This is a genomic window from Anaerosporobacter faecicola (genome assembly GCF_012070565.1).
In the GTDB taxonomy this organism is placed as follows: Bacteria; Bacillota; Clostridia; order Lachnospirales; family Lachnospiraceae; genus Anaerosporobacter; species Anaerosporobacter faecicola.
The window spans coordinates 129,256-155,776 of record NZ_JAAQRO010000010.1; the positions used below are offsets into that span (position 1 = coordinate 129,256).

General features: G+C 36.1%; 35 protein-coding genes. All 35 read right to left on the bottom strand.

Annotated elements, in window-relative coordinates:
* Positions 1 to 6 precede the first annotated feature (6 nt).
* Positions 7 to 357 (bottom strand): L7Ae/L30e/S12e/Gadd45 family ribosomal protein, encoded by a 351-nt coding sequence (locus tag HBB17_RS06940; RefSeq protein WP_330588175.1) that lies wholly within the window; start codon positions 355 to 357, stop codon positions 7 to 9.
* Entirely contained in the window at positions 344 to 619 is a 276-nt protein-coding gene (rnpM, locus tag HBB17_RS06945; protein ID WP_167956754.1) for an RNase P modulator RnpM, read from the bottom strand. Before rnpM ends, HBB17_RS06940 begins: the two co-directional genes overlap by 14 nt.
* Before the next feature lie 31 nt (positions 620 to 650).
* On the bottom strand, positions 651 to 1,721 hold the full coding sequence (gene nusA / locus HBB17_RS06950; RefSeq protein ID WP_167956755.1) for a transcription termination factor NusA: 1,071 nt from the start codon (positions 1,719 to 1,721) through the stop codon (positions 651 to 653).
* 41 nt (positions 1,722 to 1,762) lie between these two features.
* A complete protein-coding gene (rimP, locus tag HBB17_RS06955; RefSeq protein ID WP_167956756.1) occupies positions 1,763 to 2,230 on the bottom strand; it encodes a ribosome maturation factor RimP in 468 nt (155 codons plus the stop codon).
* Positions 2,231 to 2,523: 293 nt separating this feature from the next.
* The gene (locus HBB17_RS06960) at positions 2,524 to 3,450 is read right to left on the bottom strand and encodes a diacylglycerol/lipid kinase family protein (RefSeq protein ID WP_167956757.1); all 927 of its coding nucleotides are present in this window, start codon (positions 3,448 to 3,450) and stop codon (positions 2,524 to 2,526) included.
* Positions 3,451 to 3,532: 82 nt separating this feature from the next.
* Positions 3,533 to 4,534 carry a class D beta-lactamase gene (locus tag HBB17_RS06965; RefSeq protein ID WP_167956758.1) on the bottom strand — a complete coding sequence of 334 codons (1,002 nt, stop codon included), beginning with the start codon at positions 4,532 to 4,534 and terminating at the stop codon, positions 3,533 to 3,535.
* Positions 4,535 to 4,743: 209 nt separating this feature from the next.
* Positions 4,744 to 5,679: an MBL fold metallo-hydrolase gene (locus HBB17_RS06970; RefSeq protein WP_167956759.1), complete on the bottom strand. Its 936-nt coding sequence runs from the start codon at positions 5,677 to 5,679 to the stop codon at positions 4,744 to 4,746.
* Positions 5,669 to 5,968 carry a DUF1330 domain-containing protein gene (locus tag HBB17_RS06975; protein WP_167956760.1) on the bottom strand — a complete coding sequence of 100 codons (300 nt, stop codon included), beginning with the start codon at positions 5,966 to 5,968 and terminating at the stop codon, positions 5,669 to 5,671. Before HBB17_RS06975 ends, HBB17_RS06970 begins: the two co-directional genes overlap by 11 nt.
* A 60-nt stretch (positions 5,969 to 6,028) precedes the next feature.
* Entirely contained in the window at positions 6,029 to 6,607 is a 579-nt protein-coding gene (locus HBB17_RS06980; protein ID WP_167956809.1) for a TetR/AcrR family transcriptional regulator, read from the bottom strand.
* 112 nt (positions 6,608 to 6,719) lie between these two features.
* Positions 6,720 to 7,427 carry a DUF5131 family protein gene (locus HBB17_RS06985; RefSeq protein WP_167956761.1) on the bottom strand — a complete coding sequence of 236 codons (708 nt, stop codon included), beginning with the start codon at positions 7,425 to 7,427 and terminating at the stop codon, positions 6,720 to 6,722.
* 75 nt (positions 7,428 to 7,502) lie between these two features.
* Positions 7,503 to 8,123, bottom strand: a complete 621-nt coding sequence (locus tag HBB17_RS06990) for a hypothetical protein (protein WP_167956762.1) — start codon at positions 8,121 to 8,123, stop codon at positions 7,503 to 7,505.
* Between the two features lie 83 nt (positions 8,124 to 8,206).
* Positions 8,207 to 8,572, bottom strand: a complete 366-nt coding sequence (locus tag HBB17_RS06995; protein ID WP_167956763.1) for a GNAT family N-acetyltransferase — start codon at positions 8,570 to 8,572, stop codon at positions 8,207 to 8,209.
* Between the two features lie 61 nt (positions 8,573 to 8,633).
* Entirely contained in the window at positions 8,634 to 9,395 is a 762-nt protein-coding gene (locus HBB17_RS07000; protein WP_167956764.1) for a GNAT family N-acetyltransferase, read from the bottom strand.
* 202 nt (positions 9,396 to 9,597) lie between these two features.
* Positions 9,598 to 10,377, bottom strand: a complete 780-nt coding sequence (locus tag HBB17_RS07005; RefSeq protein WP_167956765.1) for an ASCH domain-containing protein — start codon at positions 10,375 to 10,377, stop codon at positions 9,598 to 9,600.
* Between the two features lie 21 nt (positions 10,378 to 10,398).
* Positions 10,399 to 10,605 carry a DUF6440 family protein gene (locus HBB17_RS07010; RefSeq protein ID WP_167956766.1) on the bottom strand — a complete coding sequence of 69 codons (207 nt, stop codon included), beginning with the start codon at positions 10,603 to 10,605 and terminating at the stop codon, positions 10,399 to 10,401.
* Between the two features lie 29 nt (positions 10,606 to 10,634).
* Positions 10,635 to 11,606 carry an alpha/beta fold hydrolase gene (locus tag HBB17_RS07015; protein WP_167956767.1) on the bottom strand — a complete coding sequence of 324 codons (972 nt, stop codon included), beginning with the start codon at positions 11,604 to 11,606 and terminating at the stop codon, positions 10,635 to 10,637.
* A gap of 18 nt (positions 11,607 to 11,624) precedes the next feature.
* Entirely contained in the window at positions 11,625 to 12,086 is a 462-nt protein-coding gene (locus tag HBB17_RS07020; RefSeq protein WP_167956768.1) for a GNAT family N-acetyltransferase, read from the bottom strand.
* 179 nt (positions 12,087 to 12,265) lie between these two features.
* Complete coding sequence (locus HBB17_RS07025) at positions 12,266 to 12,970, bottom strand: hypothetical protein (RefSeq protein ID WP_167956769.1); 705 nt, start codon at positions 12,968 to 12,970, stop codon at positions 12,266 to 12,268.
* 264 nt (positions 12,971 to 13,234) lie between these two features.
* Positions 13,235 to 13,804, bottom strand: a complete 570-nt coding sequence (locus HBB17_RS07030; RefSeq protein ID WP_167956770.1) for a GNAT family N-acetyltransferase — start codon at positions 13,802 to 13,804, stop codon at positions 13,235 to 13,237.
* A 132-nt stretch (positions 13,805 to 13,936) separates the two neighbouring features.
* Positions 13,937 to 14,152 carry a GyrI-like domain-containing protein gene (locus HBB17_RS07035; RefSeq protein ID WP_167956771.1) on the bottom strand — a complete coding sequence of 72 codons (216 nt, stop codon included), beginning with the start codon at positions 14,150 to 14,152 and terminating at the stop codon, positions 13,937 to 13,939.
* Positions 14,149 to 14,421, bottom strand: coding sequence for a DUF3781 domain-containing protein (locus HBB17_RS07040; RefSeq protein ID WP_167956772.1), 273 nt, complete (start codon positions 14,419 to 14,421; stop codon positions 14,149 to 14,151). The genes HBB17_RS07035 and HBB17_RS07040 overlap by 4 nt, the downstream gene beginning before the upstream one ends.
* 18 nt (positions 14,422 to 14,439) lie before the next feature.
* A complete protein-coding gene (locus tag HBB17_RS07045) occupies positions 14,440 to 14,949 on the bottom strand; it encodes a hypothetical protein (RefSeq protein WP_167956773.1) in 510 nt (169 codons plus the stop codon).
* A 26-nt stretch (positions 14,950 to 14,975) separates the two neighbouring features.
* Positions 14,976 to 16,295 carry a replication-associated recombination protein A gene (locus tag HBB17_RS07050; protein WP_167956774.1) on the bottom strand — a complete coding sequence of 440 codons (1,320 nt, stop codon included), beginning with the start codon at positions 16,293 to 16,295 and terminating at the stop codon, positions 14,976 to 14,978.
* Between the two features lie 146 nt (positions 16,296 to 16,441).
* Positions 16,442 to 16,948: a hypothetical protein gene (locus HBB17_RS07055; RefSeq protein WP_167956775.1), complete on the bottom strand. Its 507-nt coding sequence runs from the start codon at positions 16,946 to 16,948 to the stop codon at positions 16,442 to 16,444.
* A gap of 91 nt (positions 16,949 to 17,039) precedes the next feature.
* Positions 17,040 to 18,065 (bottom strand): serine hydrolase domain-containing protein, encoded by a 1,026-nt coding sequence (locus HBB17_RS07060; RefSeq protein ID WP_167956776.1) that lies wholly within the window; start codon positions 18,063 to 18,065, stop codon positions 17,040 to 17,042.
* A 203-nt stretch (positions 18,066 to 18,268) separates the two neighbouring features.
* Positions 18,269 to 19,432 (bottom strand): iron-containing alcohol dehydrogenase, encoded by a 1,164-nt coding sequence (locus HBB17_RS07065; RefSeq protein WP_167956777.1) that lies wholly within the window; start codon positions 19,430 to 19,432, stop codon positions 18,269 to 18,271.
* Between the two features lie 52 nt (positions 19,433 to 19,484).
* Positions 19,485 to 20,045: a flavin reductase family protein gene (locus tag HBB17_RS07070; protein ID WP_167956778.1), complete on the bottom strand. Its 561-nt coding sequence runs from the start codon at positions 20,043 to 20,045 to the stop codon at positions 19,485 to 19,487.
* Between the two features lie 69 nt (positions 20,046 to 20,114).
* Positions 20,115 to 20,501: a MerR family transcriptional regulator gene (locus HBB17_RS07075; RefSeq protein WP_167956779.1), complete on the bottom strand. Its 387-nt coding sequence runs from the start codon at positions 20,499 to 20,501 to the stop codon at positions 20,115 to 20,117.
* A 100-nt stretch (positions 20,502 to 20,601) separates the two neighbouring features.
* Positions 20,602 to 21,534, bottom strand: a complete 933-nt coding sequence (locus tag HBB17_RS07080; protein ID WP_167956780.1) for a GTP-binding protein — start codon at positions 21,532 to 21,534, stop codon at positions 20,602 to 20,604.
* Between the two features lie 639 nt (positions 21,535 to 22,173).
* The gene (locus tag HBB17_RS07085) at positions 22,174 to 22,680 is read right to left on the bottom strand and encodes a hypothetical protein (RefSeq protein WP_167956781.1); all 507 of its coding nucleotides are present in this window, start codon (positions 22,678 to 22,680) and stop codon (positions 22,174 to 22,176) included.
* A gap of 235 nt (positions 22,681 to 22,915) precedes the next feature.
* The gene (locus HBB17_RS07090; protein ID WP_167956782.1) at positions 22,916 to 23,281 is read right to left on the bottom strand and encodes a DUF7674 family protein; all 366 of its coding nucleotides are present in this window, start codon (positions 23,279 to 23,281) and stop codon (positions 22,916 to 22,918) included.
* Positions 23,282 to 23,343: 62 nt separating this feature from the next.
* Positions 23,344 to 23,802, bottom strand: coding sequence for a hypothetical protein (locus HBB17_RS07095; RefSeq protein WP_167956783.1), 459 nt, complete (start codon positions 23,800 to 23,802; stop codon positions 23,344 to 23,346).
* 181 nt (positions 23,803 to 23,983) lie between these two features.
* Positions 23,984 to 24,256: a hypothetical protein gene (locus tag HBB17_RS07100; protein WP_167956784.1), complete on the bottom strand. Its 273-nt coding sequence runs from the start codon at positions 24,254 to 24,256 to the stop codon at positions 23,984 to 23,986.
* Between the two features lie 20 nt (positions 24,257 to 24,276).
* On the bottom strand, positions 24,277 to 25,302 hold the full coding sequence (locus tag HBB17_RS07105) for a hypothetical protein (protein WP_167956785.1): 1,026 nt from the start codon (positions 25,300 to 25,302) through the stop codon (positions 24,277 to 24,279).
* Between the two features lie 420 nt (positions 25,303 to 25,722).
* Positions 25,723 to 26,238, bottom strand: a complete 516-nt coding sequence (locus tag HBB17_RS07110; protein ID WP_167956786.1) for a DUF2247 family protein — start codon at positions 26,236 to 26,238, stop codon at positions 25,723 to 25,725.
* Between the last annotated feature and the right edge of the window lie 283 nt (positions 26,239 to 26,521).

The window sequence follows — 26,521 nt, forward strand, 5'->3', positions numbered from 1 at the left end:
CCTCCGCTATTCCACTACATTTTTAAGTTGTTTCTGTGTTGCATCAGCCAAGCCCTTATCAAGCACTGCTAAAGAAGCTCTCATCTCTTTACCCATTGCATGACCTAGCTCTGATTTTTCACCAAAAAAGTAAATAGGCACTTCATAGTAAGTACACATATTGGTAAACATTTTTTTGGTATTATCTGATGCGTCTGTGGCTACTATAACCAGTTCAGCTTTATGTTCTTTTACAGCTTTCTCCGTAGAGAATTCTCCACTTGCGACTTTACCTGCTTTGGTTGCTATTCCAATATAGGATAAGACTTTGTTCTTCGTCTTTTGATCACATTGAACATCGGTATTAATTTGTTCCAAGATCAATCAACTCCTTTTCTAATTGTTCATATACTTCTTTTGGAATGCTAACTTTTAAAGAACGCTCTAAGCCTTTGCTTTTTACGGCCTTTGAAAAACAGTCCATACAGTTGCATAGATATGCACCACGACCATTCTTCTTCCCAGTCGCATCGATAACGATTTCATCTTCGGGCGTTTTAATTACACGAAGCATTTCTTTTTTTGATTTCATTTCCCCACAACCGACACATTGTCTTTGCGGTACTTTCTTAACTTTCATTCAATCACTTCCTAAGTGTATTCCGTATTATTTATTCCTCTTCAAAAGACTCACTTGCTTCGCTGTTTCCATTTACTTGCGATTCACTCTTGATGTCAATCTTATATCCTGTTAAACGAGCAGCTAATCTAGCATTCTGACCTTCTTTACCGATTGCAAGAGACAATTGATAATCTGGTACAACAACATTTGCTGTCTTTTCTTCTACATCAACATCAACAGAAACAACTTTTGCTGGACTTAATGCATTCTCAATTAATACAGCTGGATCGTCACTCCAGTTAATGATATCGATTTTTTCTCCGCGAAGTTCATTCACGATTGCATTTACTCTTGCACCATTTAAACCAACACATGCACCTACTGGATCAACATTTTCGTCGTTTGAGTAAACAGCCATCTTTGTTCTTGATCCAGCTTCTCTAGAGATACTCTTAATCTCTACTGTACCATCTTTTACTTCTGTTACTTCTGCTTCGAACAGTCTCTTTACCAACTCTGGATGCGTTCTAGATACAGAGATTCTAGGTCCCTTTGTTGTATCTTTTACTTCTAATACATATAATTTGATACGATCTGTTGGTTTGAAACGTTCTCCTTTCACTTGTTCATTCTCTGTAAGTACTGCATCTACTTTTCCTAAATTGATACTAACATTATTACCTACATAACGTTGTACAATACCCGTAACGATGTCTTTTTCCTTACCATAGTATTGGTTGAAAAGTACTTTTCTTTCTTCTTCACGAATTTTTTGAACAACAACTTGTTTTGCTTTCTGTGCCGCAATACGTCCAAAATTCTTTGGCGTAACTTCTACATGAACGATATCTCCTACGCTGTTCTTAGGGTAACGAAGAATTGCTTCTGCTTCACTGATCTGTGTAACCTTGTCTGTTACTTCTTCTACGATCTCTTTTTCTGCATAAACAGTAACTTCACCTGTTTCTCTGTCAATGTTAACACGGATATTGTCTGCTTTTCCAAAATGGTTCTTACATGCAGCTACTAAAGAATTTTCCATCGCTTCTAGTAAGATTTCTTTACTAATATCTTTTTCCTTTTCAATTTGATTTAAAGCATCAATTAATTCTGAGTTCATTGTTTTCCTCCACTTTCTAAACTAAATTCGTTTTATCACGATTAAAAATCTAGTGCCAATCGTACCATTGCAATGTCGGAACGATTGAAATTCATTGTGTTCTCATCTTCTGTTTCAATTGTTAAGGTATCTTGATCAAATGCCGTTAATACACCAGCAAATTCTTTCTTTTTATCAATTGCTTTATATAATTTGATCTCTACTTCTTCACCAATGCTTCGTTTGAAATCTTTATCTTTCTTTAATTGTCTTCCTAAACCTGGTGAACTAACTTCAAGGATATATGCATCAGATATGAAATCCTTTTCATCTAGTAAATCGCTTAATGCTCTACTTACTAATTCACAATCATCAATTGTTATTCCACCTTCTTTATCAATGTAAGCACGTAAGTACCAGCTACCTGCTTCTTTCACGTACTCTACATCAACCAATTCAAAATGATTCGCTTCCATAATTGGTTCTAGAAGTTTTTCGGTCATTGCTTCATATTCTTCTCTTTTCGCCATTATAATCCCTCTTTTCAATAATCTGTAACACAAACTTCGTACATAGAAACCACATACGCGTTCAAAACATTTAAGTGCGAAGTTTACGTCTGTAATAACAAACAGTCAGCCTATCTTTCACGAGTTATTATAACCGTTCCATCGATAAGTAATCTGTTAAGCATTAAGGTTTTTTGTAAAACACAAAATGAAAGAGTGGACTGCCGCCCACTCTTTTAATAGTTCATACTTTCAATAACAATAACATTGTAACATTATTCCATGGTAAAAGCAAGTACTTTATAAAATTTCATTTATCCAGCAATAAATCGAATTTTCTTTGGAGATGTTTCGAAGGTTACTTTATTGTACTTACCATGTGCTTTCGTTTCTCCATCCACATGCACATATTGTCTCTTATTCATTTCAAATACTGCTTTTTTGCATCGATACGTATGAATTTCTGAGAAATGTACATGCTTTCCCTTTTTCGCAAATGGGAGGATACATAACGCTTTCCATCTAGCAATGTTCTCTGCAACACAAAGATCAAGATAACCATCTTTTGGATCTGCTTTCGGACAAAACATAAATCCTCCCCCTTCAAACTTCTGAACATGTACAGCTGAAAAGAAAATCTTATTATAATGGATGCGTTTTGTATCATCTAACAGAATTGTCCCATCAATGTATGGTATTCCCATTAACTGTTTCACAGCAATCAACCCATAAGTCAATTTACCGAAATTAATACGATTCAACAATTTCTTTAACTTCGAATGATTGACTTCATGACATACGGCTGCATCAAATCCCATTCCCGAACTTACAAAGAATCGTTTTTGTTTTTCGCCAAATGTCGCCACTCCATAATCTAAGTCAATGAAATTCGTTGGCTGCAGGATCTTCTCAATCTGCATACGATAGGATTTCTGTATTCCCATTCCTCTGGCAAAATCGTTACTTGAACCGATGGGAATATACCCAAGTGTGACCTGCTCTACATCTCGGATTCCATTCAGCACTTCATTCAGTGTGCCATCACCACCTAATACAACAATCGTTATATCTTCATCCGTTCCACTGGTAATCTGCCTAGCTACCTTCGTTGCATGACCAGCTTCTCTTGTGAAATATTTTTTATAAGTAAATTCCTTTTTTTCTAAGAATTGTTCAATATTCTTCCATATCCCATGTCCAAGTCTTGATTTAGCATGAGCATTAATTACAAAATGATACATATGTACACACCCTATTCTTTTGAATTCTGTATGGTTCTTTTGCAGTCCGTCTAACTACAAAAAATCGTACGTGTTTATCATATCATAATTTGTTGCTCACTTCTATCATTAATTTCTCCGCAATACCCTTTGCACGGTTTTTCGTTTCATTCTTTAATAGATCATCTGCAACATATACCGCGAAGTAAATCAATCTGTTGTCCTTATTGGCAAAGCCTACAAACCAATTTTCTCCACTCAAGCCATGTCCTGTTTTACCATAGATTATATCCCCATTGGACATTGTCGTCTCCATAATCTCTTTTAAAATCGTAACATCCTCCTTGGAATAGATGGTTTTTCCTTCCACTATAGCACGTAAGACATCAACTTGTTCAAGTGGCGATATCTTAAGAGAAGATGCCAGCCAGAATCCATTGGTATCCTCCATCGGATTGATTCCACTACCAGCCCATTCCGTACAGTCACAGTTTCCATAACCTAAGTTCTTAACTTCTTTTTCTACGATATCCTGCCCAGCTTGATCGATGACCTTTTTAAAATACCAAACGCAAGAAGATTGAAATGCTTCTTTTAAGGAAAGATCAGCATTCCACTGTTTGACTGGATATTTTGTTCCGTCATATCCCATAGTAGATTCTACGTTGTTTAAAATAGTATTATTCAGCCCAATTAATGTGGATATGATCTTAAATGTCGAAAAAGGAGATACCCGCGTCATACACATATCCTTGTTGTACACCTGATATTCCTGATTCTTCTCTGTGTCATAAATCACCGCACATCCATTAACCCCTTCAAAATAGGACGAATAATCCACTTCCACATATGTTGGTTCTGTTTTTTCATCTTCTTTTGTCGTTGGTGTGACAGATTGCACTTCTTGTACCTCTTCCATAGATTCTGTATTCACTTCTGCAGTATTCGTTTCTGTATTTGTCTCTATATTTGTTTCTGTATTCGTTTCATCACTACTAATTTCCACATGCTTTGTTTCCTTTTCTTTTGCTCTATTATCACTACACCCAACCAGAACGGTTACTAGTAAAGCAAGAAAAAGAATACTCCATTTTCTTCGTTTCATAATCTCCCTCTTTTTTATGTACTCCTGATATAATTTCATCTTTTTCTACGAACATATCTAACTTTGCTTTTCACTTGTACGTATGCTCTTATGGATTGATCTAAATTAATGCTAGTGATTTCTCCAATCCATATCTAGCATATGATGTTGCCTGCGATAAAAAATAACTTAAATCTTTGTCTTAACACGGTTACATCATACATGAGCAACTAAATATTGTCAATATTTGCACATAGAGATCTTCTAAATAAGGGATTCATCAAAAATTTTTCCATATTCATACGTTTACAAACTTCCAGTATAATCTTTTTATTTGCTATATTGTTATCTCCCTTCTCCGTTGTATTCTCGTTTACCAATTGACGTTCGATCTCCCTTTGATTTTCCTGTTCCTTTCTTGCTTCTATTCTCGCTTCTTTTATTCTTTCTTTTCTCACTTTTTTCACCGTATCATCAATCTTTTGTAAGAACGTTTCCGCTTGTGCTATTCGTATCCCCCCTTCTTCCACAGACCATACCTCTCCCCAAGCAGGACAATACCATGTAACAGGTTTGATGTTCTTGATTGTACGTAGCGATTTCATGCTATCATGAAAGCTGGTATAGATTGGGATGTCCCCTACAATCGGAATGGCATCCCCTACGAATATAACTTGTTCTTCAAGAAAATAAAAGGATGTTGACCCAGCCGAATGCCCCGGCGTTGCAAGTACCTGCAACGTAATCCCCTCTTCCAGTTTTCGAAACTCTCCATTCACATAGGTACCATCTAACTTTACGGATTTGTTCAATAAGGTATAATAATTTGGAATTGGGCGCTCCTTATATTCCAAATTGACATCCTCCATCCACTTTTGTTCCTCCTTACTTCCCCATACCTTACAGCCGCTTTCTTTCTTCAGTTCATAAGCTGCTCCTAGATGATCTGGGTGCGCATGCGTTAAGAAGATTTCTTTGATCATTGGAAGAGATCTACCGTATTGTTCAAGATATTCTCGAATAAGTTGTTCAGCCCCGTCAACTCCTGTATCGATCAGGTAGACTCCTTTCTTACCAAAGATCAGATAGATATAGACAAAGCGCTTGATTTCTTCCGTCACCTGAAACTCTATTTTCAATTGATGCACATGTTCGCTAACCTTCATAATTCATACCTCCTACAATAATCGCATCTCCGCCTACCGTACCTTTCCGTTTTTCCATAATCGCTGTATATTCTTTTGAAGAAAGCCAATTCTTAATCAATTCTTCGCTAGAAAATGCAATAACGATCACACGATTTGGTTTCCAATATTCTCCCAGATATGTAACCTCCTCCGTTCGAACCAGATAGGTCCCACCATAAGACTCCACGATTGGTTTTGCCAGACGGATGTACTCTTCATACTCTATGTTCTTCGTTTTTTCCTGAATTGTAGCAATAAAATAATACATTGTATTCCTCCTTTTATTTATGCAAGTATACACTTGCATATGGTGAATAAAAAATGGCATCTATTTTTTGATGCCATTAACAAAAGCTGCAATACTTACTCTCCTATACTCTTCCTGCGTCAACAATGATAATCGATCTTCAAACGATGCTTTTAGAAATACAAACCCAAAGTTCATTGATAAAAATGTCATTGCCAAAGCCTCTGTATCCTTCTCTTGATCCATGTATCCTTTGCGAATCATCTCATCAAAGTATTGTTTCACACCTTCTTTAAAGGTTTTGGGAATATTCATGATTCCTGCTGCTGTATACTCTGCTAATTCAGGTGTTCGCAACCCAATGGACAATCGGACAAAACGGCTTGTAACCTTGCTCATATAAATCTTAGAAAACGTATGCAAATCCTTCTCCAAATCCCACTGACAATCCATAAAGTCCTCCGGCTCCAGGTCAGGATGCCACTCCTTCTGCTGCATTGCCTGTAAAACAATTTCTTTCTTCTCACCGAATTTGCGGAAGATCGTACATTCATTCACACCAGCCAACTTGGCAATTTCCTTCGTCGTAGCAAACGCATACCCTTTCTCCATGATCAATTCCATCGTTGCATTTTGAATCTTTATTGAAAGTTCATCCATTTTTGTGCTCTCCATATGCAAGTGTTTACTTGCATTATACGATTATCCTTTTGATTTGTCCAGTTTTTTTTACATATAGTAATTGAGCATTGTCGGGCAACCTTAATAATATTTAGAAGTTAATTTCTGCTTTTCTTGCCTGACTACAAAGATACCTTGTTGCAATGGTATACTCTGTTCCATCTTTCCGAAAATGTGTTCCACACTGACGGAAATCAAAATGCGTCTGTTTCCGCTTACATTGCTCCCGAATATCAAGTACCCAATCATAATCGAGTACACGCGCATTACGGTCGGATTCTCCACCTACCACAACACATTCCACATCATCCAAATACTGCTCAATATTTATTCTCTCTAGCATTGGTTGGCATACGATGTTCTTATGCTTTATGGGTAATTTCGAGAAAATTGGTAATCGAAAATCAGCTCTTTCTTGGTTTTCAATCGTACAGGAAACCGTTACATTGTCATATCCGTCTCCCCAATCGTCCGGCATACAAGCTTCAAATCGTTCAATTCGCTTGGTAAGGAATAGAAAATGTAGATCGGAACGTTCCTTCATGATTGCAAAGCATTCCTTTCGCCATTCATCCGCTTCTTCCACAAGGAAATCCGATGTAAAGCAAAGGAACACAAGCTGTCCAGATTTCATCTTATACTCCCCATTTTTCTTTTTCTGAATGGGTGCATCAAAATTCTCTGCCCGAACAATCTGGTTCGTATCCACCCCTCTTTTGGCATCCCCTTTATGAATATAACAATACTTGCAACCTTCACTATACCGATGGCACCCACGCCAAGGATTCCAAACTGCCATTGTTTTTCTCCTCTCTCTTTATAACTACATATTATCGTTACATTATGTACTATTGCAAATTCTGTATAGTTTGCATTATTTACATAAATTCTTTATGACTTTTTCCACCCGTTTATTCTGTGCTGGTGTTAAGTCTTTCTTCCTACTATCCAATGCTTCTAAAAAAACATCCCTGTTTTCTCCCGTTATACAGATTGCTATTCGTTCCGTATGTTGCGCGATCTCCTTTGGTCTACATGTTTTAATATGTTCTAATAATCTAGGGAATAGAACTTTTGCGTATTCTTCACGTTCCTTACATAACTTTGCGAAGACAGTAACCGCATTATCCACTGTAATCACGCTTCCAGTTTGATATGCTTGTAAGAGCCGTCCAATATTACGAAAGATTATTTCACTTTTTAATTCAATAATGCAAGACAAGGCTGTCATTGCTCCCCAAACAAGTCGATTATTCTTTGATGATACCAATTCAATAAAACGATTACAATACGGTGCAATTAATTCTGGTTTTCGATCGCCAATCTCATACAAGACTTTCATGCAGTCATTCGCCACTCGTTTATCTTTCTGGTCTAAACCAGAGACGATTTCTGCAATCCCCATTTCATCCTCTGTATCACATAAAAATATAGCCAATTCTATATTGGGAATTTCATCATTTCTACCCATCGCAGTTGCAATTCTTTCAAGCATCCATTTTCCCCTCTTTCTAATACGAATTCGATTCGTCCATTACTACTATATTTTTGCAAAATAGTAATACTGCGTATTGACTGTTAACATGAAAAATTCACATAAGAGACACATTGATAGGTATCGCTCATTGACCAGCCCATTTTTGTATAAAATTCTTTCGTCTTAGGTTCCGCATCTGTTAGTAACACTTTTTGTGTCACGTGTTTGTATTTGTTCATAATTCTTTGAAACAATTCTGTCCCAATTCCTTGTCCTTGATATGTTGTTGCAACAAGCAGGTCTTGTACATATAGAATGGTTACACCATCTCCTACGACACGAATTGCACCAACAAGTTTTTCCTGATCCCATGCCGTGATTACTGACAAAGAATTTTGATAGGCACGTTCCAATTTTCCCGGATCACTCGTATAATTAATCCAACCAACATCTGTATATAGCTGCATTAAATCTGACAATTCTGGAATGTGGCCTTCTCTTCATTCGATATTCATTGTAATTCCTCCTTTACATATTTTCAATGAACTGTTCGCTTTTGGCAGTCAACTCCACCCAACCAGGTCGAAATCCGCATTTGATCGCATTCTTAACAGATTTTACATTTGACCATGCTGCACAATAGAACGGTACCTTTTCCCGTTCAACAATCATCAATGCCAACCGACTTGTCAATGCACTGGCAATACCCTGGCGCCGATAAGCAGGCAATACATCAACACCAATCTGCCACATATTCGCACCGTCTGCTGAACAGGCAGCAAAACCCACTAACTGTCCTTTGTCATATGCGCCGATTCCTAACACGTCTAGTTCTTTTCGATCTTCACATAAGGCATTGCTCCACTGTGGTACATACAACGGTTCAAAATCAGGTTTCTCCAATACTATCATTTCATATTCGCAAGATAACGGTTTGAGTTTCGTCAGATCCGGTAAAAAATAATCTGCCATAAAGCATACTTTCGCTTTATATGGTTGAAGAGCAGAATTTAATTTGTAGATGTTCGGTGTCTCAAAACAATGGTAAAACTCAGAATGATCGATATACTTCTGAACAGGTATCTCTAACCCATCTTTTACCGAAGCAACAATATTCGTTCCATAAGAAACTAGATTACAGATGAATGCTTCTTGAATATATTTTCTCGCATTTTTTTGTAAACAAGAAGGAACTACCACGTTATCCGTTCGTAGAAAATCTTCTGGTCTACAATTCATATCAATTGCAGACTGTTCTTGTGCAATCCGCATAATCTCCTTATTATCCATATGCACTACCTCATTTATACTTCTATACTTATTATCCTTGTATTCCACTTTTTTATTTTACGCAAACTTCGCACGATAAAATTATAGCTAGAATATAGCAAGCCCTACTCACTAAAACTGCAAGTGGGAAGTATTATATTGGTTACAATTCTTTCATTTGGCAACACTCAAATAACGGAAAAACGTATTAACACGGCTTTCCTTATTGATACACAACCTCAAACTCTTCGAATACTACCATCATATCTTCTGTAAATGTATAGTCTAATTCTTCTTTGCCTTCTGCCGTAAAAAAAGCCCGATGCCCTTCTCTCCAGGATTCTAAACTATCATCTTCCCCTTCCTTACTACATAAAGCAAAGTCAATCTCATTGAATGGTAATACCGTGATCTTCTTCGTTTGAATCACACATCTTGGCTTACCAGCCCAATCTGTTACGATACTGTAATCCCCTTCTTTTGGCATTGTACCTTCTACTTCCCAGGATTTCAAACTACTTGCTGTAGCTTTCTTCTGTCCTCTTAATACAAGATCAAGAAGATAGTTCGCCAAATATTCCGTCATTTCAAAATGAAATGCCTCCAAATAGGTTGTTTCTGCATCTACGTTCTTTGCCTCTAAAAATATTTTCCAGTATTGATCAATTCGTATCTTCTCTAATCGCTTACGGTTTTCTCCATCTGCAGGAACAAAACGCTCAATATGTGCACATGGATATGCTTCACAAGAAGCACACGTATCAATCTTTGCAGTCTTCTTGCAATTTCTTATTTCACAATCACCGCACATCTTACTATGTTTCATTGCCTCATCCTGACTGTGGCATCCATAACAAACCATATCCTCTTTTTCAAAAGTACATGTTTCTGTACTGTATTCCCTCGCTAACTGTTCCTTCTTTTCTTCATCTTGTGTTGCTGTAGCTATGTATATTGGACAGTCCGTACATACCAAACCGCAAAATGCTATTTCTTTATTCATTGGATATAAATCCTTTCTCAATCATTCAAAATATTCCCTTGCAGAGGGATCAACAACGACCTTTCCCTCCGCATCAAGTAATGGCGTAATTGCACCATATCCTGATCCTACCGAAACCAGATAATTCACCCCTGTAACCTTATCTACCAGAACATACGCACTACCTAACCCTATGCGTTGTTCATCTTTTACTATAAATCGATTATCCTTCTTTTCTTTACTAAACATAGTCTCTCCTTTTCCTAACAAAACATGAATCAACAACCTTTTGTCAATTGCTCCAGGCGTTCTACAACCACACCCATAGCACGATCTGATGGGAAATGTCCCGCATTCTCCACGATTGTGCAAGTGATGTTATCATGATTTAATTGCACAACATACTGTGCAATTGCTTCTTGCGAAGCAACGATATCCGTCTTTCCTTGTATGATCATGTACGGTATGCTAATTGCTTGTAACGTACTTCGCAGGTCTATCGTGATCATTTCTTTAATCAAACTTTCATTTTTCATACACCCATTTTTTACAATTGCCATAAAGTCCTTAAATCGATAATCTGGACTAGTTAGCAAGCCCCGAATGATTTTTCCAACTGGTGCTGATTTTTCTGTTTTATTCTCATATCCTTGTGTATAGGTCTTAACCCATTTGGTCAATGCTTTTATATCGTTTACGGTATATGCTTTTTTCTCTTGTAATACCCGTATCTTACTCTTTATCTTCTCTGGTGCTTTGGACTGCAGTAACGTAGCGAAACATTCCTCATTGCAATTTAATTTGCTGAGAATCTGTCCATATATAAGAACTCCATCGATCAACTCTGGTATACGTTTTACTGCTGCTGCGCATAAGATTGAACCCCAAGAAACACCGAATAGATATACTGCATTCTGAGGGAACATCTTCTTAATCTGTTCAATTAATTCTACCGTCATATCTACAAACTGGGTAATTGTAAAATGCTCATCAATAGGATGGTCATTAATACCACAACCCAGTTGATCCCAATACACCATAATATAATGATCTGTAAATTCAGGAAATAATCCTCGACAACCTACTGAAAAAGGGATTGGTGTACCGGGTCCTCCATGCAGACAAACAACAATCGGAAGTTCTTTCCTTCTTCCTTCCAAAAGAACTTTTTGTGGATATCCGCCTAAGTTCCATTCTCGAATCTCCGATATTTCATTCTGTTGTATGATCCTTCTTCTTTCTTTATTCATTAGTGCCTCCTAATTTACTTACACTTCTCGTTTTTTCACAAATGTGTATACCTTTACATTTCCATCATAACTTTCTTCACGAATGGAAAATCCACATTTCTTCGTATAGAATACTACATTCTCTTCTTTATCCGCAGGAGTAATCAAGGTAACTTCCTTCCAGTCTTTATAGTAAGATAGGATATATTCCATTGCTTTTGTGCCAATTCCCTTGTGTTGATATGCAGGGATTACACACAAACAACCAAGATAATATATACCCTCTCCTTTATCAGCTAAGGAAACAACACCAACTGCTTTCCCTTCGATTTCAATAATGTGTTTTGTTGCAATTGCAATGGATTCCTCCATTCGTTCTACACTACGACCATACGCAGGACATTGCCCATATTTGATATAATCTGCATAAAATGCCTGGTTATAGAGTTCAACCAGTAATTTAGCATCTTCTTTTTTTGCTATTCGATAGGATTGTTGCATGTTCTACTCTCCTTCTTGCACATTTTGTTTTCTACATTTCGTTACTCATATTTCATTTATCTGCATCTCGTTTATCTGTATTTCACTTATCTGCATCTCGTTAACTGCATTTCATCTAACCGCATCTCTTTATAACTACATTTCTTTTAACTACACAATCCATGCGCTAGCTCTATAGATCATCTCTTCATCTTATATTGGTGAATCTGATCAAACTGGTGATCATAGCAATAATATACCGTATTCTCATTATAGGAATAGACGAAAGAGAATTCCGTTCCCCATCTCTCATCTGTCTGGTGTACCTTCTTTAATACTGAAAATGCATCTTGTACGGTAAAATCCTCCGTCCCTTTTGCTAACTCTTCTTCCGCTTTAAGTTGTCGATCCACTCCCATACCATTCCATTCCCCGTTCTTCTTAAAATCACTAACAGGACAATTACTCATTACCACATATTGTTCTTTCTCTGAAAAAGGAATGATTCCTCTTCCTGGCTCAATAATATAGCTCATTTGATTTGGACATGCAACCATAACATGAAGGCTAATCTTCGGAGGATTTACGATCCTATGCTTTTGTAAGTAACGATCAATATCCTTTACAGACTTAGGTTTCAACAGCATCTTACCTATAAAGGTAGAAGTATCCATCGTACGCAATCCCATACGGAATTTTCCCTTTTCGCAGTCATCCACCACCTGTTGATTTACCATAACACCATCGTTACGAATACCAAACAACGGACGATCTTTACCCAAACTATGTAAGGTAACAAGAAACCGATCCTCTCTATAAGGTGCCAGTTTCAGATTCTTTCCTTGGTTATCATAATTCATTGCAATAAACGTATCTTTTCCTCGAAATAAAAAACTTGTACACATACTCAATATCCCCTTTATCTCTTCTTCTCGTTTTTTCTTATGATTTTTCTTTTGTTTTCTTTTCGTAACTTAAACTTCACATATGGAACCCTTTACTTAGAGAACATGGTTCTGTTTTGTTTGCATGTATGCCCGTTTCGTCTCCATATTCATTCGATATCTCCCCCTTTTTTTATCGTAAGTAGTTTTTCTACATCTTTTCTCTGTTCCTCCTCCAATACTCGATAATGAATCCAGCCACCCTCTTTGCATGGATACCTATGATCAATATACTTGTGACGTTGGTAATAGTTGACTCTTGTCTTTTTTATATAAATATGTACAAATAATAATTGGTTCCCCGTTCAAATCATCCTTATAGGAATCCTGGTCATTCCGACCAATTCGAGTAAAACCAAGTCTTTCTAATAGTCGATAGGAATTTGTATTCCGAACATCACAATCTCCATAGATTTCTTGAATGTGCACTTCCCGAAATAGATAGTCTAACAAACAAGCTGCTGCTTCAGTTGCATACCCCTTCTTCCCATAGGCTGGGTTAAAATCATAATCGATGGAATATCTTCCGTTCTCATCAATCCAGTAACCTACGCTACCAATCAATGCACCGGTTTCTTTCAAAACTGCTACTAGACGATTATCCATCTCTGACCATTCTTTCACTAAATCCGTTACTTCTTCCATTGACATTGGATAAAAGTCTTCATATCTTGCAACTTCCTCGTTTGAGAAGGTTTCATGAACCTCTTTCCTATCTTTTTCTTCATAATTTCGTAATATAAGTCGATCTGTTTCTAATCGAAGCATCTCAATTCTCCCCCTCATCTTTTTCATTTCTATGTCAACTATTGCTCTATATCCTCTTCTAACAACGCTCTTACCTATATGCTTGGGATACAATCAACAAAATCTGCAAACTTTAACTTCTCTACCAGAACATGAAACAAGAGTCAAAAAATCTAGTCATTACATAACAGGAACCCATAATTCAATGACCGAATTCTTATCATACCACCGAAAGCGAGAATCATATTGCTCAAAATGTAAGAATTCCTCCTGCCTCAGCGTATAGCCACTTTCTGGTATAATTGTCTTATACAGTAACGTATAGCTATCATAAATCGAATCCATTGGACCAACATGATTCCAAACAAGATATACAACTCGTAGTTTTTCCATCATACTCGTTTGACTCCATTCTTACGATGTGCGGTAATGATTGTATAACTATAAGCATTTACTGTAATCTGTATCTCATCACTCTGTATGTACCAGTTCTTTCCCTCTCTATGTATATTGGCATCATCCCGTTCAATCTGCTTCCTACACCAAGAAACTACATCGATTGTTTCTTCAAGTCCAAGATTTCGTCTGATTCTTACAATTCCCAATTCTGTTGTATGCAGATTCGTTAGATGCATCAACAACTTGTTGTCTTCATTTTCCCTCATCTTCTGTTCGAACGCTCCTTACTCATCAAATAGTTTTCCATCAAGCGTATTTGCTTTCCACTCATCAAGTCCTAGCACCATAGGATATCGTCCCGTATTCGCAATGGTCATTCCATTTAGTATGCCAATATGACACATAAAATGGCGATACTGTCCTAAGATCAGCTCAAGAACTGTATATTCACATTTCTCAGGATGTTCACTAAGCTGTTGATCCGATAATACAGCAAGATAGTCTTCTACCTTCTCTTTCACAAAATGAAAATACGACCATAATTCCTCTTCCGACAATACTTTACTACATGGAATATCTACTTGGTCTAAATGTTCCACATGAATTGCAGGTTCTGTATATACGTTTGGGTTGCAAAACCATTTGTCACAGGAATGCAAGGTGTGATAAATGTAGCGCCACGTTGGTGCTCCACAGATTAGGCATTCCCAGTCACAAGTTTTCATAGCTATCTCCATATTACGAAAGAGCAAATCTGTTTGTTGTGCTATTTTTTCCGTTAATATTCTTGTCATTCTCTACTCTCCCCCTTGTTTCTGTTTTACCGATGATCATTCTTCCATTTCTTAATGTCCTCTAGGCGGGCTTTTAACTGTGCTTCTTTTCCTTGATTGGTTGGAATATAGTATTCCTTTCCGGCAAGGGAATCTGGTAGACATCGCATATTGGTAATCTTCTCTTGCGAATCGTGCGCATATTGATACCCTTTTCCATATGCAAGATCCTCCATTAACTGCGTTGGAGCATTCCGAATCACTAACGGAACTGGTTCTGCAAGCTGTTTTATCGCATCCTTCTTTGCCTGTTCATAAGCCACATACAAAGCATTGGACTTTGGTGCTAACGATAGATAAACAACTGCTTCCGTCAGATGTACCGTGCATTCTGGCATTCCAATAAAATGACAAGCCTGATAAGCCGCTGTTGCAATCTCCAATGCTTTCGGATCTGCCAATCCAACATCTTCACTAGCAAATCGAATTACACGACGAGCAACATATAACGGATCTTCTCCTGCTTCTAACATTCTCGCTAACCAATATACTGCCGCATCGGGATCTGAATTACGCATAGATTTATGTAGGGCAGAAATCAGATTATAGTGTTCCTCTCCTTTTTTATCATAGAGCAATGATTTTTTCGAGATACATTGTTCTAAGGTGTCTTTCGTAACCGTAATAATGCCTTCGCTATCCAAATCACCATTCAATATAACCATTTCTAAAGTAGAAAGGGCTGTTCTTGCATCGCCATTGGAAAATACCGCTATCATTTCCAACAATTTTTCATTAATATGAATTGCTTGGTTTCCAAATCCTCGTCTATCTTTTAATGCTCGCTGTAATAAGTCAACTAATTCCTCCGTTTGCAATGCTTGAAGTACAAATACTTTACAACGGGATAAAAGGGCGCTATTGATTTCAAAAGATGGATTTTCTGTAGTTGCACCAATCAGAATAATGCTCCCCTTCTCTACAAATGGTAGAAATGCATCCTGTTGTGCTTTATTAAAACGATGAATCTCGTCCACAAATACAATGGTCTTCTCTCCAAATTGACGATTGGTCTCCGCCTTCTCCATAACTGCCCGAATCTCTTTAATTCCACTTGTTACTGCTGAAAAATCGATAAACGTTGCTTTCGTTTTATTGGCAATGATCCTCGCCAGTGTTGTTTTCCCAACCCCAGGAGGTCCCCAAAAGACCATGGAAGATACCATATCGCCTTCAATCACTCGACGAAGCACTTTTCCTTTCCCTAATAGATGTGTCTGTCCTACATACTCCTCTAATGTTTGCGGACGTAGACGTGCCGCAAGTGGCTGCGGAACATCCCTGTCAAACAATGACATTTGTTCCATTCCTATATCCCCTTCTTTCCTTCCGATATCCTATTATAACATTTTCTCGAAGTATTTGCACCTCGAAGCAATGTTATAAACGTAGATTTCATCTAACATACACAGAAGTACATTGTAAATCTTTGAAGCTCAAATAAAGGAAGTTATTATAAATACTTGATCTTTTCGACATTCTTGCAAGCTTGTAAAATATATTCATCAAATTGAGTCCTCTTTTCATCAAACCCTTCATCGGTATATAGAATCCCATTATTCTTCGTAAACATTACAATGTTACATGTTTTCATTTTATATATGGCAATCACTTGATCATACTCTATTTCAACGGAACATTTTCCTTCCGTCATTGAAATTCTTTCACCGAATAGCACTGTACATTCTGGACGTTGCCCCATATGAATGCGTCGATCATAATCCCAAAGTTGCTTTAGCATCATTCGAGGTGTAATTATAAGTATTCCTGTTATTAAAAGGAACGCTATAGCATAATAGCATAACAGAGTGGTATCACCAGAGACCAATCCGATAATTATTAACAAAATACATATACTGTCAAGAATCCCACCTATTCTGTATACACTTCTGCTCAGAACCTTCCGTGCATATTCACGATACATCTCTTTTGTTACATAAAAACGATTCTCGTATATCATATATCCTTGCTGTATGATGTTTATAGAAGCTAAACATTTACTTTCCTTTCATTTTATTAGAGACTTATGTTGTGCATTCCTATATATAATCTTACACAGAACAAACTAGTTTCAATAATAGTCGTATCGGCAACGCTGGATTTGTCATTTGACAAGTATCTCCGACAAAATACAGGTCCTTCTTTGGATAATAAAATGCAAAGCAACCTGTGGACCCCGTATGTCCTACTAATTCTCCCTTGTTACGAAATCCTGTTAATGTTCCTTTTAATGGAATCTGCATATAGCCAGCACCGTAATTTATTGGACCCATTGTAAATTGTAGTTTTCGGTAATTTCTGTATTTTTCTAATATGGAAGGATCAAATAATTTTCCTTGAAAGAATGCTTTCAAAAAAACCATTATATCTCTCGCATTCGAAACAATCCCCCCACTTGCATAAGAATGTGCTAGTGCTTTGGATAGATTAATCAATTCGTTCTTGTAATATACGCAAGCAATATGCTCCTCTTCCGACTCGTATAGATAGGTACTTGTTAATCCTAATGGAACTGTTATGTATTCTTGATAAATCGTAGCTAACGGTTTTCCTGTAATGTTTTCTAGGATTTTACCTAGTAGATCAAAGTTAAGATTGGCATAAAAAGCTTTATCTTTACATGGAGCAAAATGTGCTTTCAGTAGTTTCGCATTCGCAACTTCTTCTTCAAAGGAATACGTAGCATTTTTTAATAACTCCAATCTCTTTTGTTTTGATATAGTTTCCTCAAACTCATCTGCAAACCCACTAGATTGCAGTAACAGATGAGAAACTGTAAGGGATGAGGAATAATCAACACCTTTATAGACATGTATTCCTCGCATTTGTTCTTCTCCAAGATATGTTACAATAGGTTCTTCTAACGTAAGAATCTTATTCTGTACACACCGAAAAACACATGCCGTAGTAAAGAGTTTCGTTATACTTGCTATTACGAACGATGTATGGTACGTTCTCTCTCCATAATTTTTTCCCCATGAAAAACTACCATCCGAATTTTCTACACAACATAGGGCCGTGTGTATTTGCTTATTCTTTGTAAATTGATCAAATACTTGCTCTAACTTGTTCTCCATATTTCCCTCCCAATCTTCATTTTACAGCTTGATTCCATAAACTAGATCATCTCCAACTAATTCATTCCGCTTATGAAAACACATCTAATAATATATGCTATAAAAATAATAGCACCTTTGCCTATATTTTTCCAATATTATTATTAAAAATTCCAGAAAAAAAGTCACTACAGATTTTTTCAATCTATAATGACTTTCTAAATTTACAGTGAATCCATTATAATCTTAGCAATTGCCGCTTCATCAAGTGGAACATAGGCATTTTCTAAACCTTCATTAACTGCAATATGATGTGCCATCTCTGCCACTCTGCTTTCATCGATTCCTACATCTCGTAAATGCATTGGAATTCCAATTGATTCAAAGAATTTGTACGTTTCTTCAATAGCTTTCTCTGCAATTTCCTGTTTTTCTAAGGTTGCATCTATTCCAAATACGTTGACGCCATATTTAACAAAACGATCCATTGTTCGTTCACTTAAGATATGCTTCATCCATCTAGGAGTAATGATTGCCAGTCCTTCGCCATGGGTTATATCATAATAGGCACTTAATGCATGCTCAATTGCATGACACGGCCATCCAGATTCACTATTACCTAACGAAAGAATTCCATTGCAGCCGTAGGTACAATCTAGCATCAACTCAGCTCTTGCTCTATAGTCTTCTGGATTTTCAAGTGCAATTTTTGTATTATACATAAGACTTTTGAATTCCGCCTCACAGAATCCATCATTTAAAATCGTCGTATCCTCTACGAAATATTGTTCCATTACATGATTCATCGCATCTGCACATCCTGCTGCTGTCTGCTTTTTAGAGACCGAGAAGGTATATCTTGGATCTAAGATTGAACATACGGGGAAAAGATGTGGGTCCATATAGCCAATCTTGTCATTCGTCTCCGTTCTAGAGATAACACCACCACAATCATATTCACTTCCCGTCGCTGCTAATGTTAAGATATCAACGATTGGTAATGCGTCTTTAGCAAATGCTTTATACGAGATCAAATCCCAAGTCTCTCCCTCATACTTTGCTCCTGCAGCAATTGCTTTGGAACAGTCTAGGACACTTCCGCCACCTACTGCAAGAATTACATCTATCCCTTTGTCTTTACAGATCTTCACGCCTTCAACGACACTTGTAGAATACTTTGGATTTGGTTCAATTCCAGAAAGCTCGAAGACTTCAAATCCCTTAAGTAATTCTTTTACCTTATCATATAAACCGATCTTCTTAATACTTCCGCCACCATATGTAAGCAGAATCTTCTTACCAAAAGGTTGCATGATTTTTGGTAATTTTTCTACTACACCTTCACCAAATACTAATCTAGTTGGTGTCTGATAGTCAAAATTTCTCATTCTGATTCCTCCATTCAAGTTCTTCTTATTTGATATTTAAAGTATTTCCCGATTACCGCAAAATGTTCCCGTCCTTAAATGCATTTCCTACTTTCTCACCTAGTTTTACATATGTTGCATTAATTGGGTCAAACACAATTGGTTCAAACTTCGAAAGATCCGTTTTCCCATCTTCCGTCAATACAGATTCATCAATACTTACATTAACGATTTCTCCATCTAATCTTCCGGTCGTTGCATCATAATTGATTACTTTACACTCTACTGCCATTGGTAGTTCTTCAATGATTGGTGCATTAACAAACTCGGATTTACTTGCACTAAATCCTGCTTTCTCGAATTTGTCTGGTGTATTGTTCCCTGATACAAGACCTACATAATCACATGCTACCACATGCGCTGCATCCGCCATACTTACTGTAAATGCTCCTGTTTTCAAAAGATTCTTCACTGTCTTGTGAGATGCACTTAAATCCATTGTAATCTGATTGTTATCACTGATTCCACCCCAGGCTGCATTCATCGCATCTGGTTTTCCATTCTCATCATACGTTGCAATGATGAATACTGGTTGTGGATACGTCCATGGTTTTACTCCAAAATTCTTTCTCATTATCTTAACCTCCCATATTGTTCATCAGTTATTTTTTCAACATTCGTTGAAACATACTCTTTGTCTCAGTTATTCCTCAGAATTCCCCCATGTAAGTTTTCCTGTTTTTACTGCTTCCTCGTATCGGGAAATCTTATATTGAAGACGATTGATCGTCTCTTCGGTTTTCTTTCTTTGTTCAAGTAGTACTTCTAACTGTTCCTGTAATAGTTTTAATCTTGCAGGAAATGTTTCATCACCTTCCTGGCATAGCTTCACATACTCGATCATTCCTTCTATTGGAAGTCCTGCACTACGCATACAGATTGCAAGTTCTACCCAACCCAGATCTGAATTCTGATAATCACGAATTCCTCCAGAAGTTCGTCCTACCGTTGGAATCATGCCCACTCTTTCATAGTAACGTAATGTATCCTGTGATATACCATACATTTCACTAACTTCTTTAATGGTCATCTTCCTCCTCCTTTCCAAGCACACGCTTATTATAAGCTCTGGAGTTAACTTCAAGTCAAGAGGGAAATTTCAGAGCAGCAATTGAACTGTGAAGTTTGCGTTAATTAAAATATGCCTCAATCGCCTCTTTATTCAAATCTTCTCCAATTACAATTAGTACTTTCTGTCCTTTCTCCACGGACCGCGTCGCAAGATGTTCTCTCGTCGCATTAACTTCCAGCCACGTTTCGTCTTCCATTTCGAAAAAACCTTTGATTCGGAATATGTTCCCACATGTAGGATCTTTGAACAATTGCTTTACACAAGTCGTAATTTTATCTTTTGGTAAATTCATATTCATAAAGAATAACGAAGTAAATGCATCTTCCTGATCAACCGACAATCTTCTATAACTAGCATCTACCCAACCGCTGTTCATTAGTAATTGAAAATCCTCTCCCGATAACTCATCCCAGTTTTTTGCAAAGATAGAATTCTCGATGTTTCGGTCACAACGATACTTATTCAACAGATTCGACAAATACTTTGTTGTCGTCCTAATCTGCTCCTCCGAACTCTGGTTCAACTTACTTACTATCACTCTGCCACAACTCGCTATCTGTGACACCAGTAGATTTTCTGCCTTTTCTGACAACTGTTTCTCTAATCCAGCATCCACAATTGTGAAGATATTGCCAATCTCGTATTTGGAACTTACCGATTCATCATATAAGATTTCTTTAAATATATTCACATCATAGATTCCAGATGGTTCCACAATAATACGATCCATTCCCTGTAAGGCAAACAAGATTAGTTTCGCCTTGAATCGTCGTTTCCAATCAGAAGCAACATTACCTCCAACGATTGCTTCCAGTTCACATTGTTCGCTCTCTATATCCTGCAGTAAGAGCATATCCACATTTATTGCACCAAAATCATTCTCAATAATTCCAATGTGTAATCCCTGCTCCGTCAGATATCTGGCATACTTTCGTATAAATGTTGTCTTCCCTGAGCCAAGAAAACCTGTTATTAAATCAATTTTAATCATAGGAACCTCTTTCGTTTCTTTTATTCTAATAGATTTTGTCGTTTGCTTATTACTTTCAACTGACCCACTACTATTAATTCTCATATTATATTTAAAATCATAACACAAGACGAGCAATATGATAACCCGATTTTGATTTTTATTACATAAATGATAATGGATCTCCCCAGTTGACGCACCGCCATTGTATAGCATGACTGGCTCTTGGACACCTTGGTAGTGTGCGATGTCTCACTAAAGCGATAGCACACTTATTTCTTACACTCTTTAGACAGTATCGACTTACCAGACTTGGTTAATTTCGGTGCTCTATTGTTAGCCCTACTGCCTAACTTTCCACGCTTAGAATATGACATTCCTGCCACAAACCCAGGATTGCTACTGATGATGTGGTTAGCATCTTATCAGACGGAGGTTCCACCCGTTAGGCGGTGCGCCCTTTCAGGGCGCACCTATAGTATATCCCTAATAAAATAAAATGTCTTACCACTTTCAGTATAAAATGTAGTTTCCAAGCAGTTCAGCATCTGCTAAAATTTATTACATTATTAAAATTTTGAACTTCCATAGCAAGCATAAGAAAAACCAGTAGATTTTTTACTTCTACTGGCATAAGTGAATTGTACTTTTTTCATAAACCTATGTTAATGATATTACTGCTCCTTCTTCATCTGTAACTATTGACCTTAATAATTTTCCAAATCTCTCAATCTGTCCCAATTCACAATTTACATAAAAACAACACCTATGAGCTCGCTTATCATTATCTGCAATTTCAATATCAACCTCTACTTTTACGTGTCTATTTATTTGACTTGGTAAAATTGTCAATGAAAACGCAGGGGTAAAATTACCAATTTTAGTACCAAACTCAAGATAACATTCAATATCATAATTTTTCATGTATGCTTCTATTTTATCCGCATTCATCATAATAGCATCATCTTCAACATAACAACTTTGTTTTGCCTGAACATATTCTGATTTTGCTGTCACTCGTAATTCAATTTCATTAGAGTCTTGCCATATTTTTTCAATAATAATATTATCCATAAAAATCCTCTCTTTACTTGAACTTAAACTTAAAATCATCAAATGCACCCGTAATCTTATTATATACAAAGTGTATTGTACTCTTTGTTCCATAAATCTCCCCTATTTCATTTTCTTTGTTTTCATATAAGCGAACCAATATTCCATAAACACTTTTAAAATAAAAAAGTATCCTATCTTCGCAAGCTCTATTTGCATCAATTTTCAAAATACAAGGTTTATTATCATGTCTTAATCCAACGCTATTTACTATCTTTATGCAATGCACCCAACAATTGCTGCATTGGCACCCATCCTTCATCGTCCATCTCAAATTCATACTACCAAACTATGCTCTACCCAAATCTTTATCTGCTTCTAGTTGTAATTTTATAGATGTCACGCCCATATACTTTTTAGCGATTTTTAGAACAGCTGAATCATTTCCTAATATCTCCATCATAGTTATTGAAAGAATATCTCTTAAATGTTTGTCACAGTTTACCGTTTCTTCAACAAAATCAAAAATATTTTGTATTTTTTCTTTCTCTTTATCCTCAAATAAAAGTTTTAAAATCTCTGGCATAAATATGTCTTCAATGACTACCGTTTCTAACAATTCACCATTTTCTTTGATACTCCTATTATAGCCTTGACTTGTTGCTGGTATAATTCTCATCATTTTATCAAAAAATTCTTGTGTAACTTTATCCATATACTGTCCTCCATTACCGCAACTGATTCCTTTGCTTACGAACCTTTAATTAATAGAATAATTTAAAAATCAAATCCGACTATTGTTTTGTATTTTAAAGCCAACTCCAACAGTCCCTTTATCTTTATTAAATCTTTATTTGTAGTTTCATCAAGCATTTTATTTACCACTTCTAATGCAAGTGGTATCTTTTCTAATGATAAAACTTCCTCTTCATTATCATCAATAATTACATCACACTGGTCATTAATCTGGTCATATAATTTTAACTGTTCAAGTAAAGTATACTGTTCATCTAATAAAACTAACTCTTCCATTTGTTCACTTACTACTTCATTATTCATGTCATTACCATTTATATCTAAATAATTTCTACCACGTGGTCTTGTTGTATCCTCAATTCTAAAATAATTTCCATTTTTATCATATACAACACTTATTCCCGTCTCCGTATTATTATAATAAAAACACGCACCTTTCGTAACAATTTTTGTTATGAAGAGTGCGTTTATATCAGTCAATTGGAACTTAATGTGAAGTTTTCTTTCGTATACCTAGAAGCAAATTTTGCTATAAGGTGTCCTTTTCCCTTTAGGTAAATGACAAAAAGCTAATATTTATCGCTGTGTGTCATTCACTTCGTGAAAAGACAGTGATAACTTTTTGAGTTAGGGGTTTTGAAGTCCTAAAGTATAACCATAATTAAATTAAACCTTTTATTTTTGCATATTTTTCAATCTCTTCATTTAACTTATCTTTATAAATTGACTGTGAGAATGGTATTTGCACCCCCTCTTCACCATCATCATATTCAGGAAAGACAATAAAATTATCCCTGTCTATTTTCATTATTACATACTCATTTCCTTCAAATTCACCTTTTCGAATTTCATATGAATTAACAAAATTAGTAATACTCTCATAATACTCTTTAGAATTAATCTCTGCTTGCAAAAATTTTCCTATTATATCCATATCTATTTCCTTCTTTCTTATTATTTTATTGGATAAGCACTTAACATACCACCATCACACGAAATAACAATCTTCACTAAAGTTTCTCCTTTTGTTCCAACTACTTTTCCAGCATCAATTACTATTTCATAACTCGCATTACCAACTTTAGTTAATCCATTATCTGTAATAGAAGTTATCGTCCCATTTGATAATACATCTTTTAAGATACTCTCTGCGTCTGATTTATTTGCTCCTATAAATTTCTGACCGTTTCCTCCTGTTGTTGATAAATGTTTAGGTTTTACATAAGCAGAATCAATATCAAAATCATCAAATACCTTCTTCCCTTGTGTAAAAATATCATCTACAGTGTTTAATCCACCCTTACCAAGCATCTCCCCCACTTCATCCACTGTATCTTTTTCTATCTTATCTTTTATTGTTTCTGTTGCTTCTCTCGTAATCCTTTCTACGGTCTCTAATGCTTCATCTGCATTAGTCCTCAGAATCCTTTCGGCTCCTTCTTCCCCTAATTCTTTGGCTAACTTAATTCCTTTTTTTCCGTATTTTCCTGTCTTTGCTAAATCGCCTACTAGGGGTATACATGATCCGATAGAAATTGCTGCATTTAGTTTATCTCCCTCTATACCATATATTGCACCATTGATTGCATCAGCAGGTTCAAATAGTATACCTGCAGCATCCAATAAACCATGAATTATCCCAAGTATTTTATTTTCCGATCCATCCTCTTTATCTTCCTGCTTTTCGTCTAAACTAAAATACTGGTATATTGCACTAATCTTTACTTCCCTTAGTATGTACCACTTATGAATAATCTCAAGAACTGTCATCATCTGCTTCATTACTGATAATTTTTCGTCTAGTTCTTTTTCAATCTCGTCTAGTGAATGCCTTATCTCCCCATACTCTATATCAAAGATTGGGAATTGTACTTTTAGATTTCGCAAGTTTTGTCTTAGGGTGAGAATTTGGTAGTATGTCAACTCCATTTGCGATGTAGTTGACAGTAAACTGTCCGGATTTACTGTATACTCTGCCATTACTCCTCCATAATTATAATTGATATTCTCTCTTTTTTAAAGCGATTGATGTCATTCATAAATATCAATTACTCATACTTCGTATGATTCTTATATTGTCTAATCAAATAACATTAGAAACGCCACGTTTGTAGCATAACACAAATATCTCCATAATTGTTGTATTCCTGACAGACAACATCAAATCCTGACAGATGACATTACTAATTAATAAAATAGTATTCATTTTAACTATGAATATATACTCAACTTTCCCAACAGACATTTTCAAATAATGCCTGAATAAATGAAGCTTGAGACAGCAACCACTCAGTTACTTTACTTTTTACGATAGATGTGATATCTGCTGATAAGGCCCCTATGTGCTCCAAGTTTCATTTATTCAGGCTATGTTTAGAAGTGTTTGCTGGGAAAATTGAGTTAATCTTTGAATAATTCTAATTTTTTTATTTGTTCATTAATAAATAAATCTAATTTTTCTAACAGATAACTTCTACATTCATTTATTGCATGCTTAACCTGGAGGTCTTTATCATCTATTGGCATATATGATATAAACTTTTCCATATCAGTCGGATAGTCAAAATCAGCATAAATCATATCAATCTTTTCCAGTAATGTGACAATATCTAATTCTGTTTTTCTTAAATAAATTATTATAGCTATTCTGACCATAAATTTTGCTCTATTTAATTTTTCTTCATTGTTACACTGAAAATCAGGAATTCTTTCAATTGTATCTAAAACCTCAATAAAATCTTCTGACTTCCATGAAAGTTCAAGTTCTTCATCTGAAATACTTTCTTCTATTTCAATTCTTTTACATGCATAATCCTTTGCCACATCCAACGATAACACTTTATGTTTTATTCCCCAGTATACCATGTACCAATCTATTTTGATATTTATATTATCAAATATATTAATCTTATACATGCTTAACCTCCTATGGTCTAACATTAGGTTTTCCTGTATGCTTTCCAGATTTACTACTCTGCCATTACTCCTCCATAGTTATAATTGATAATCTCTCCTTTTTAAAGGGATTGATGTCATTCATAGATATCAATTACTCATACTTCGTATGATTCTTATATTGTCTAATCAAATAACATCAGAAACGCCACATTTGTAGCATAACACAAATATCTCCATAATTGTTGTATTCCTGATAGACAACATCAAATCCTGATAGATGACATTACAAATTAATAAAATA

Bases quoted from the DNA above. Each gene is read 5' to 3' on its own strand.
- rnpM (WP_167956754.1), bottom strand. From the start codon at position 619: ATGAAAGTTAAGAAAGTACCGCAAAGACAATGTGTCGGTTGTGGGGAA.
- nusA (WP_167956755.1), bottom strand. From the start codon at position 1,721: ATGAACTCAGAATTAATTGATGCTTTAAATCAAATTGAAAAGGAAAAA.
- rimP (WP_167956756.1), bottom strand. From the start codon at position 2,230: ATGGCGAAAAGAGAAGAATATGAAGCAATGACCGAAAAACTTCTAGAA.
- HBB17_RS06960 (WP_167956757.1), bottom strand. From the start codon at position 3,450: ATGTATCATTTTGTAATTAATGCTCATGCTAAATCAAGACTTGGACAT.
- HBB17_RS06965 (WP_167956758.1), bottom strand. From the start codon at position 4,534: ATGAAACGAAGAAAATGGAGTATTCTTTTTCTTGCTTTACTAGTAACC.
- HBB17_RS06970 (WP_167956759.1), bottom strand. From the start codon at position 5,679: ATGAAGGTTAGCGAACATGTGCATCAATTGAAAATAGAGTTTCAGGTG.
- HBB17_RS06975 (WP_167956760.1), bottom strand. From the start codon at position 5,968: ATGTATTATTTTATTGCTACAATTCAGGAAAAAACGAAGAACATAGAG.
- HBB17_RS06980 (WP_167956809.1), bottom strand. From the start codon at position 6,607: ATGGATGAACTTTCAATAAAGATTCAAAATGCAACGATGGAATTGATC.
- HBB17_RS06985 (WP_167956761.1), bottom strand. From the start codon at position 7,427: ATGGCAGTTTGGAATCCTTGGCGTGGGTGCCATCGGTATAGTGAAGGT.
- HBB17_RS06990 (WP_167956762.1), bottom strand. From the start codon at position 8,123: ATGCTTGAAAGAATTGCAACTGCGATGGGTAGAAATGATGAAATTCCC.
- HBB17_RS06995 (WP_167956763.1), bottom strand. From the start codon at position 8,572: ATGCAGCTATATACAGATGTTGGTTGGATTAATTATACGAGTGATCCG.
- HBB17_RS07000 (WP_167956764.1), bottom strand. From the start codon at position 9,395: ATGGATAATAAGGAGATTATGCGGATTGCACAAGAACAGTCTGCAATT.
- HBB17_RS07005 (WP_167956765.1), bottom strand. From the start codon at position 10,377: ATGAATAAAGAAATAGCATTTTGCGGTTTGGTATGTACGGACTGTCCA.
- HBB17_RS07010 (WP_167956766.1), bottom strand. From the start codon at position 10,605: ATGTTTAGTAAAGAAAAGAAGGATAATCGATTTATAGTAAAAGATGAA.
- HBB17_RS07015 (WP_167956767.1), bottom strand. From the start codon at position 11,606: ATGAATAAAGAAAGAAGAAGGATCATACAACAGAATGAAATATCGGAG.
- HBB17_RS07020 (WP_167956768.1), bottom strand. From the start codon at position 12,086: ATGCAACAATCCTATCGAATAGCAAAAAAAGAAGATGCTAAATTACTG.
- HBB17_RS07025 (WP_167956769.1), bottom strand. From the start codon at position 12,970: ATGTGTACAAGTTTTTTATTTCGAGGAAAAGATACGTTTATTGCAATG.
- HBB17_RS07030 (WP_167956770.1), bottom strand. From the start codon at position 13,804: ATGAAAAAGATGAGGGGGAGAATTGAGATGCTTCGATTAGAAACAGAT.
- HBB17_RS07035 (WP_167956771.1), bottom strand. From the start codon at position 14,152: ATGATGGAAAAACTACGAGTTGTATATCTTGTTTGGAATCATGTTGGT.
- HBB17_RS07040 (WP_167956772.1), bottom strand. From the start codon at position 14,421: ATGAGGGAAAATGAAGACAACAAGTTGTTGATGCATCTAACGAATCTG.
- HBB17_RS07045 (WP_167956773.1), bottom strand. From the start codon at position 14,949: ATGACAAGAATATTAACGGAAAAAATAGCACAACAAACAGATTTGCTC.
- HBB17_RS07050 (WP_167956774.1), bottom strand. From the start codon at position 16,295: ATGGAACAAATGTCATTGTTTGACAGGGATGTTCCGCAGCCACTTGCG.
- HBB17_RS07055 (WP_167956775.1), bottom strand. From the start codon at position 16,948: ATGATATACGAGAATCGTTTTTATGTAACAAAAGAGATGTATCGTGAA.
- HBB17_RS07060 (WP_167956776.1), bottom strand. From the start codon at position 18,065: ATGGAGAACAAGTTAGAGCAAGTATTTGATCAATTTACAAAGAATAAG.
- HBB17_RS07065 (WP_167956777.1), bottom strand. From the start codon at position 19,432: ATGAGAAATTTTGACTATCAGACACCAACTAGATTAGTATTTGGTGAA.
- HBB17_RS07070 (WP_167956778.1), bottom strand. From the start codon at position 20,045: ATGAGAAAGAATTTTGGAGTAAAACCATGGACGTATCCACAACCAGTA.
- HBB17_RS07075 (WP_167956779.1), bottom strand. From the start codon at position 20,501: ATGACCATTAAAGAAGTTAGTGAAATGTATGGTATATCACAGGATACA.
- HBB17_RS07080 (WP_167956780.1), bottom strand. From the start codon at position 21,534: ATGATTAAAATTGATTTAATAACAGGTTTTCTTGGCTCAGGGAAGACA.
- HBB17_RS07085 (WP_167956781.1), bottom strand. From the start codon at position 22,680: ATGGAACAAAGAGTACAATACACTTTGTATATAATAAGATTACGGGTG.
- HBB17_RS07090 (WP_167956782.1), bottom strand. From the start codon at position 23,281: ATGGATAAAGTTACACAAGAATTTTTTGATAAAATGATGAGAATTATA.
- HBB17_RS07100 (WP_167956784.1), bottom strand. From the start codon at position 24,256: ATGGATATAATAGGAAAATTTTTGCAAGCAGAGATTAATTCTAAAGAG.
- HBB17_RS07105 (WP_167956785.1), bottom strand. From the start codon at position 25,302: ATGGCAGAGTATACAGTAAATCCGGACAGTTTACTGTCAACTACATCG.
- HBB17_RS07110 (WP_167956786.1), bottom strand. From the start codon at position 26,238: ATGTATAAGATTAATATATTTGATAATATAAATATCAAAATAGATTGG.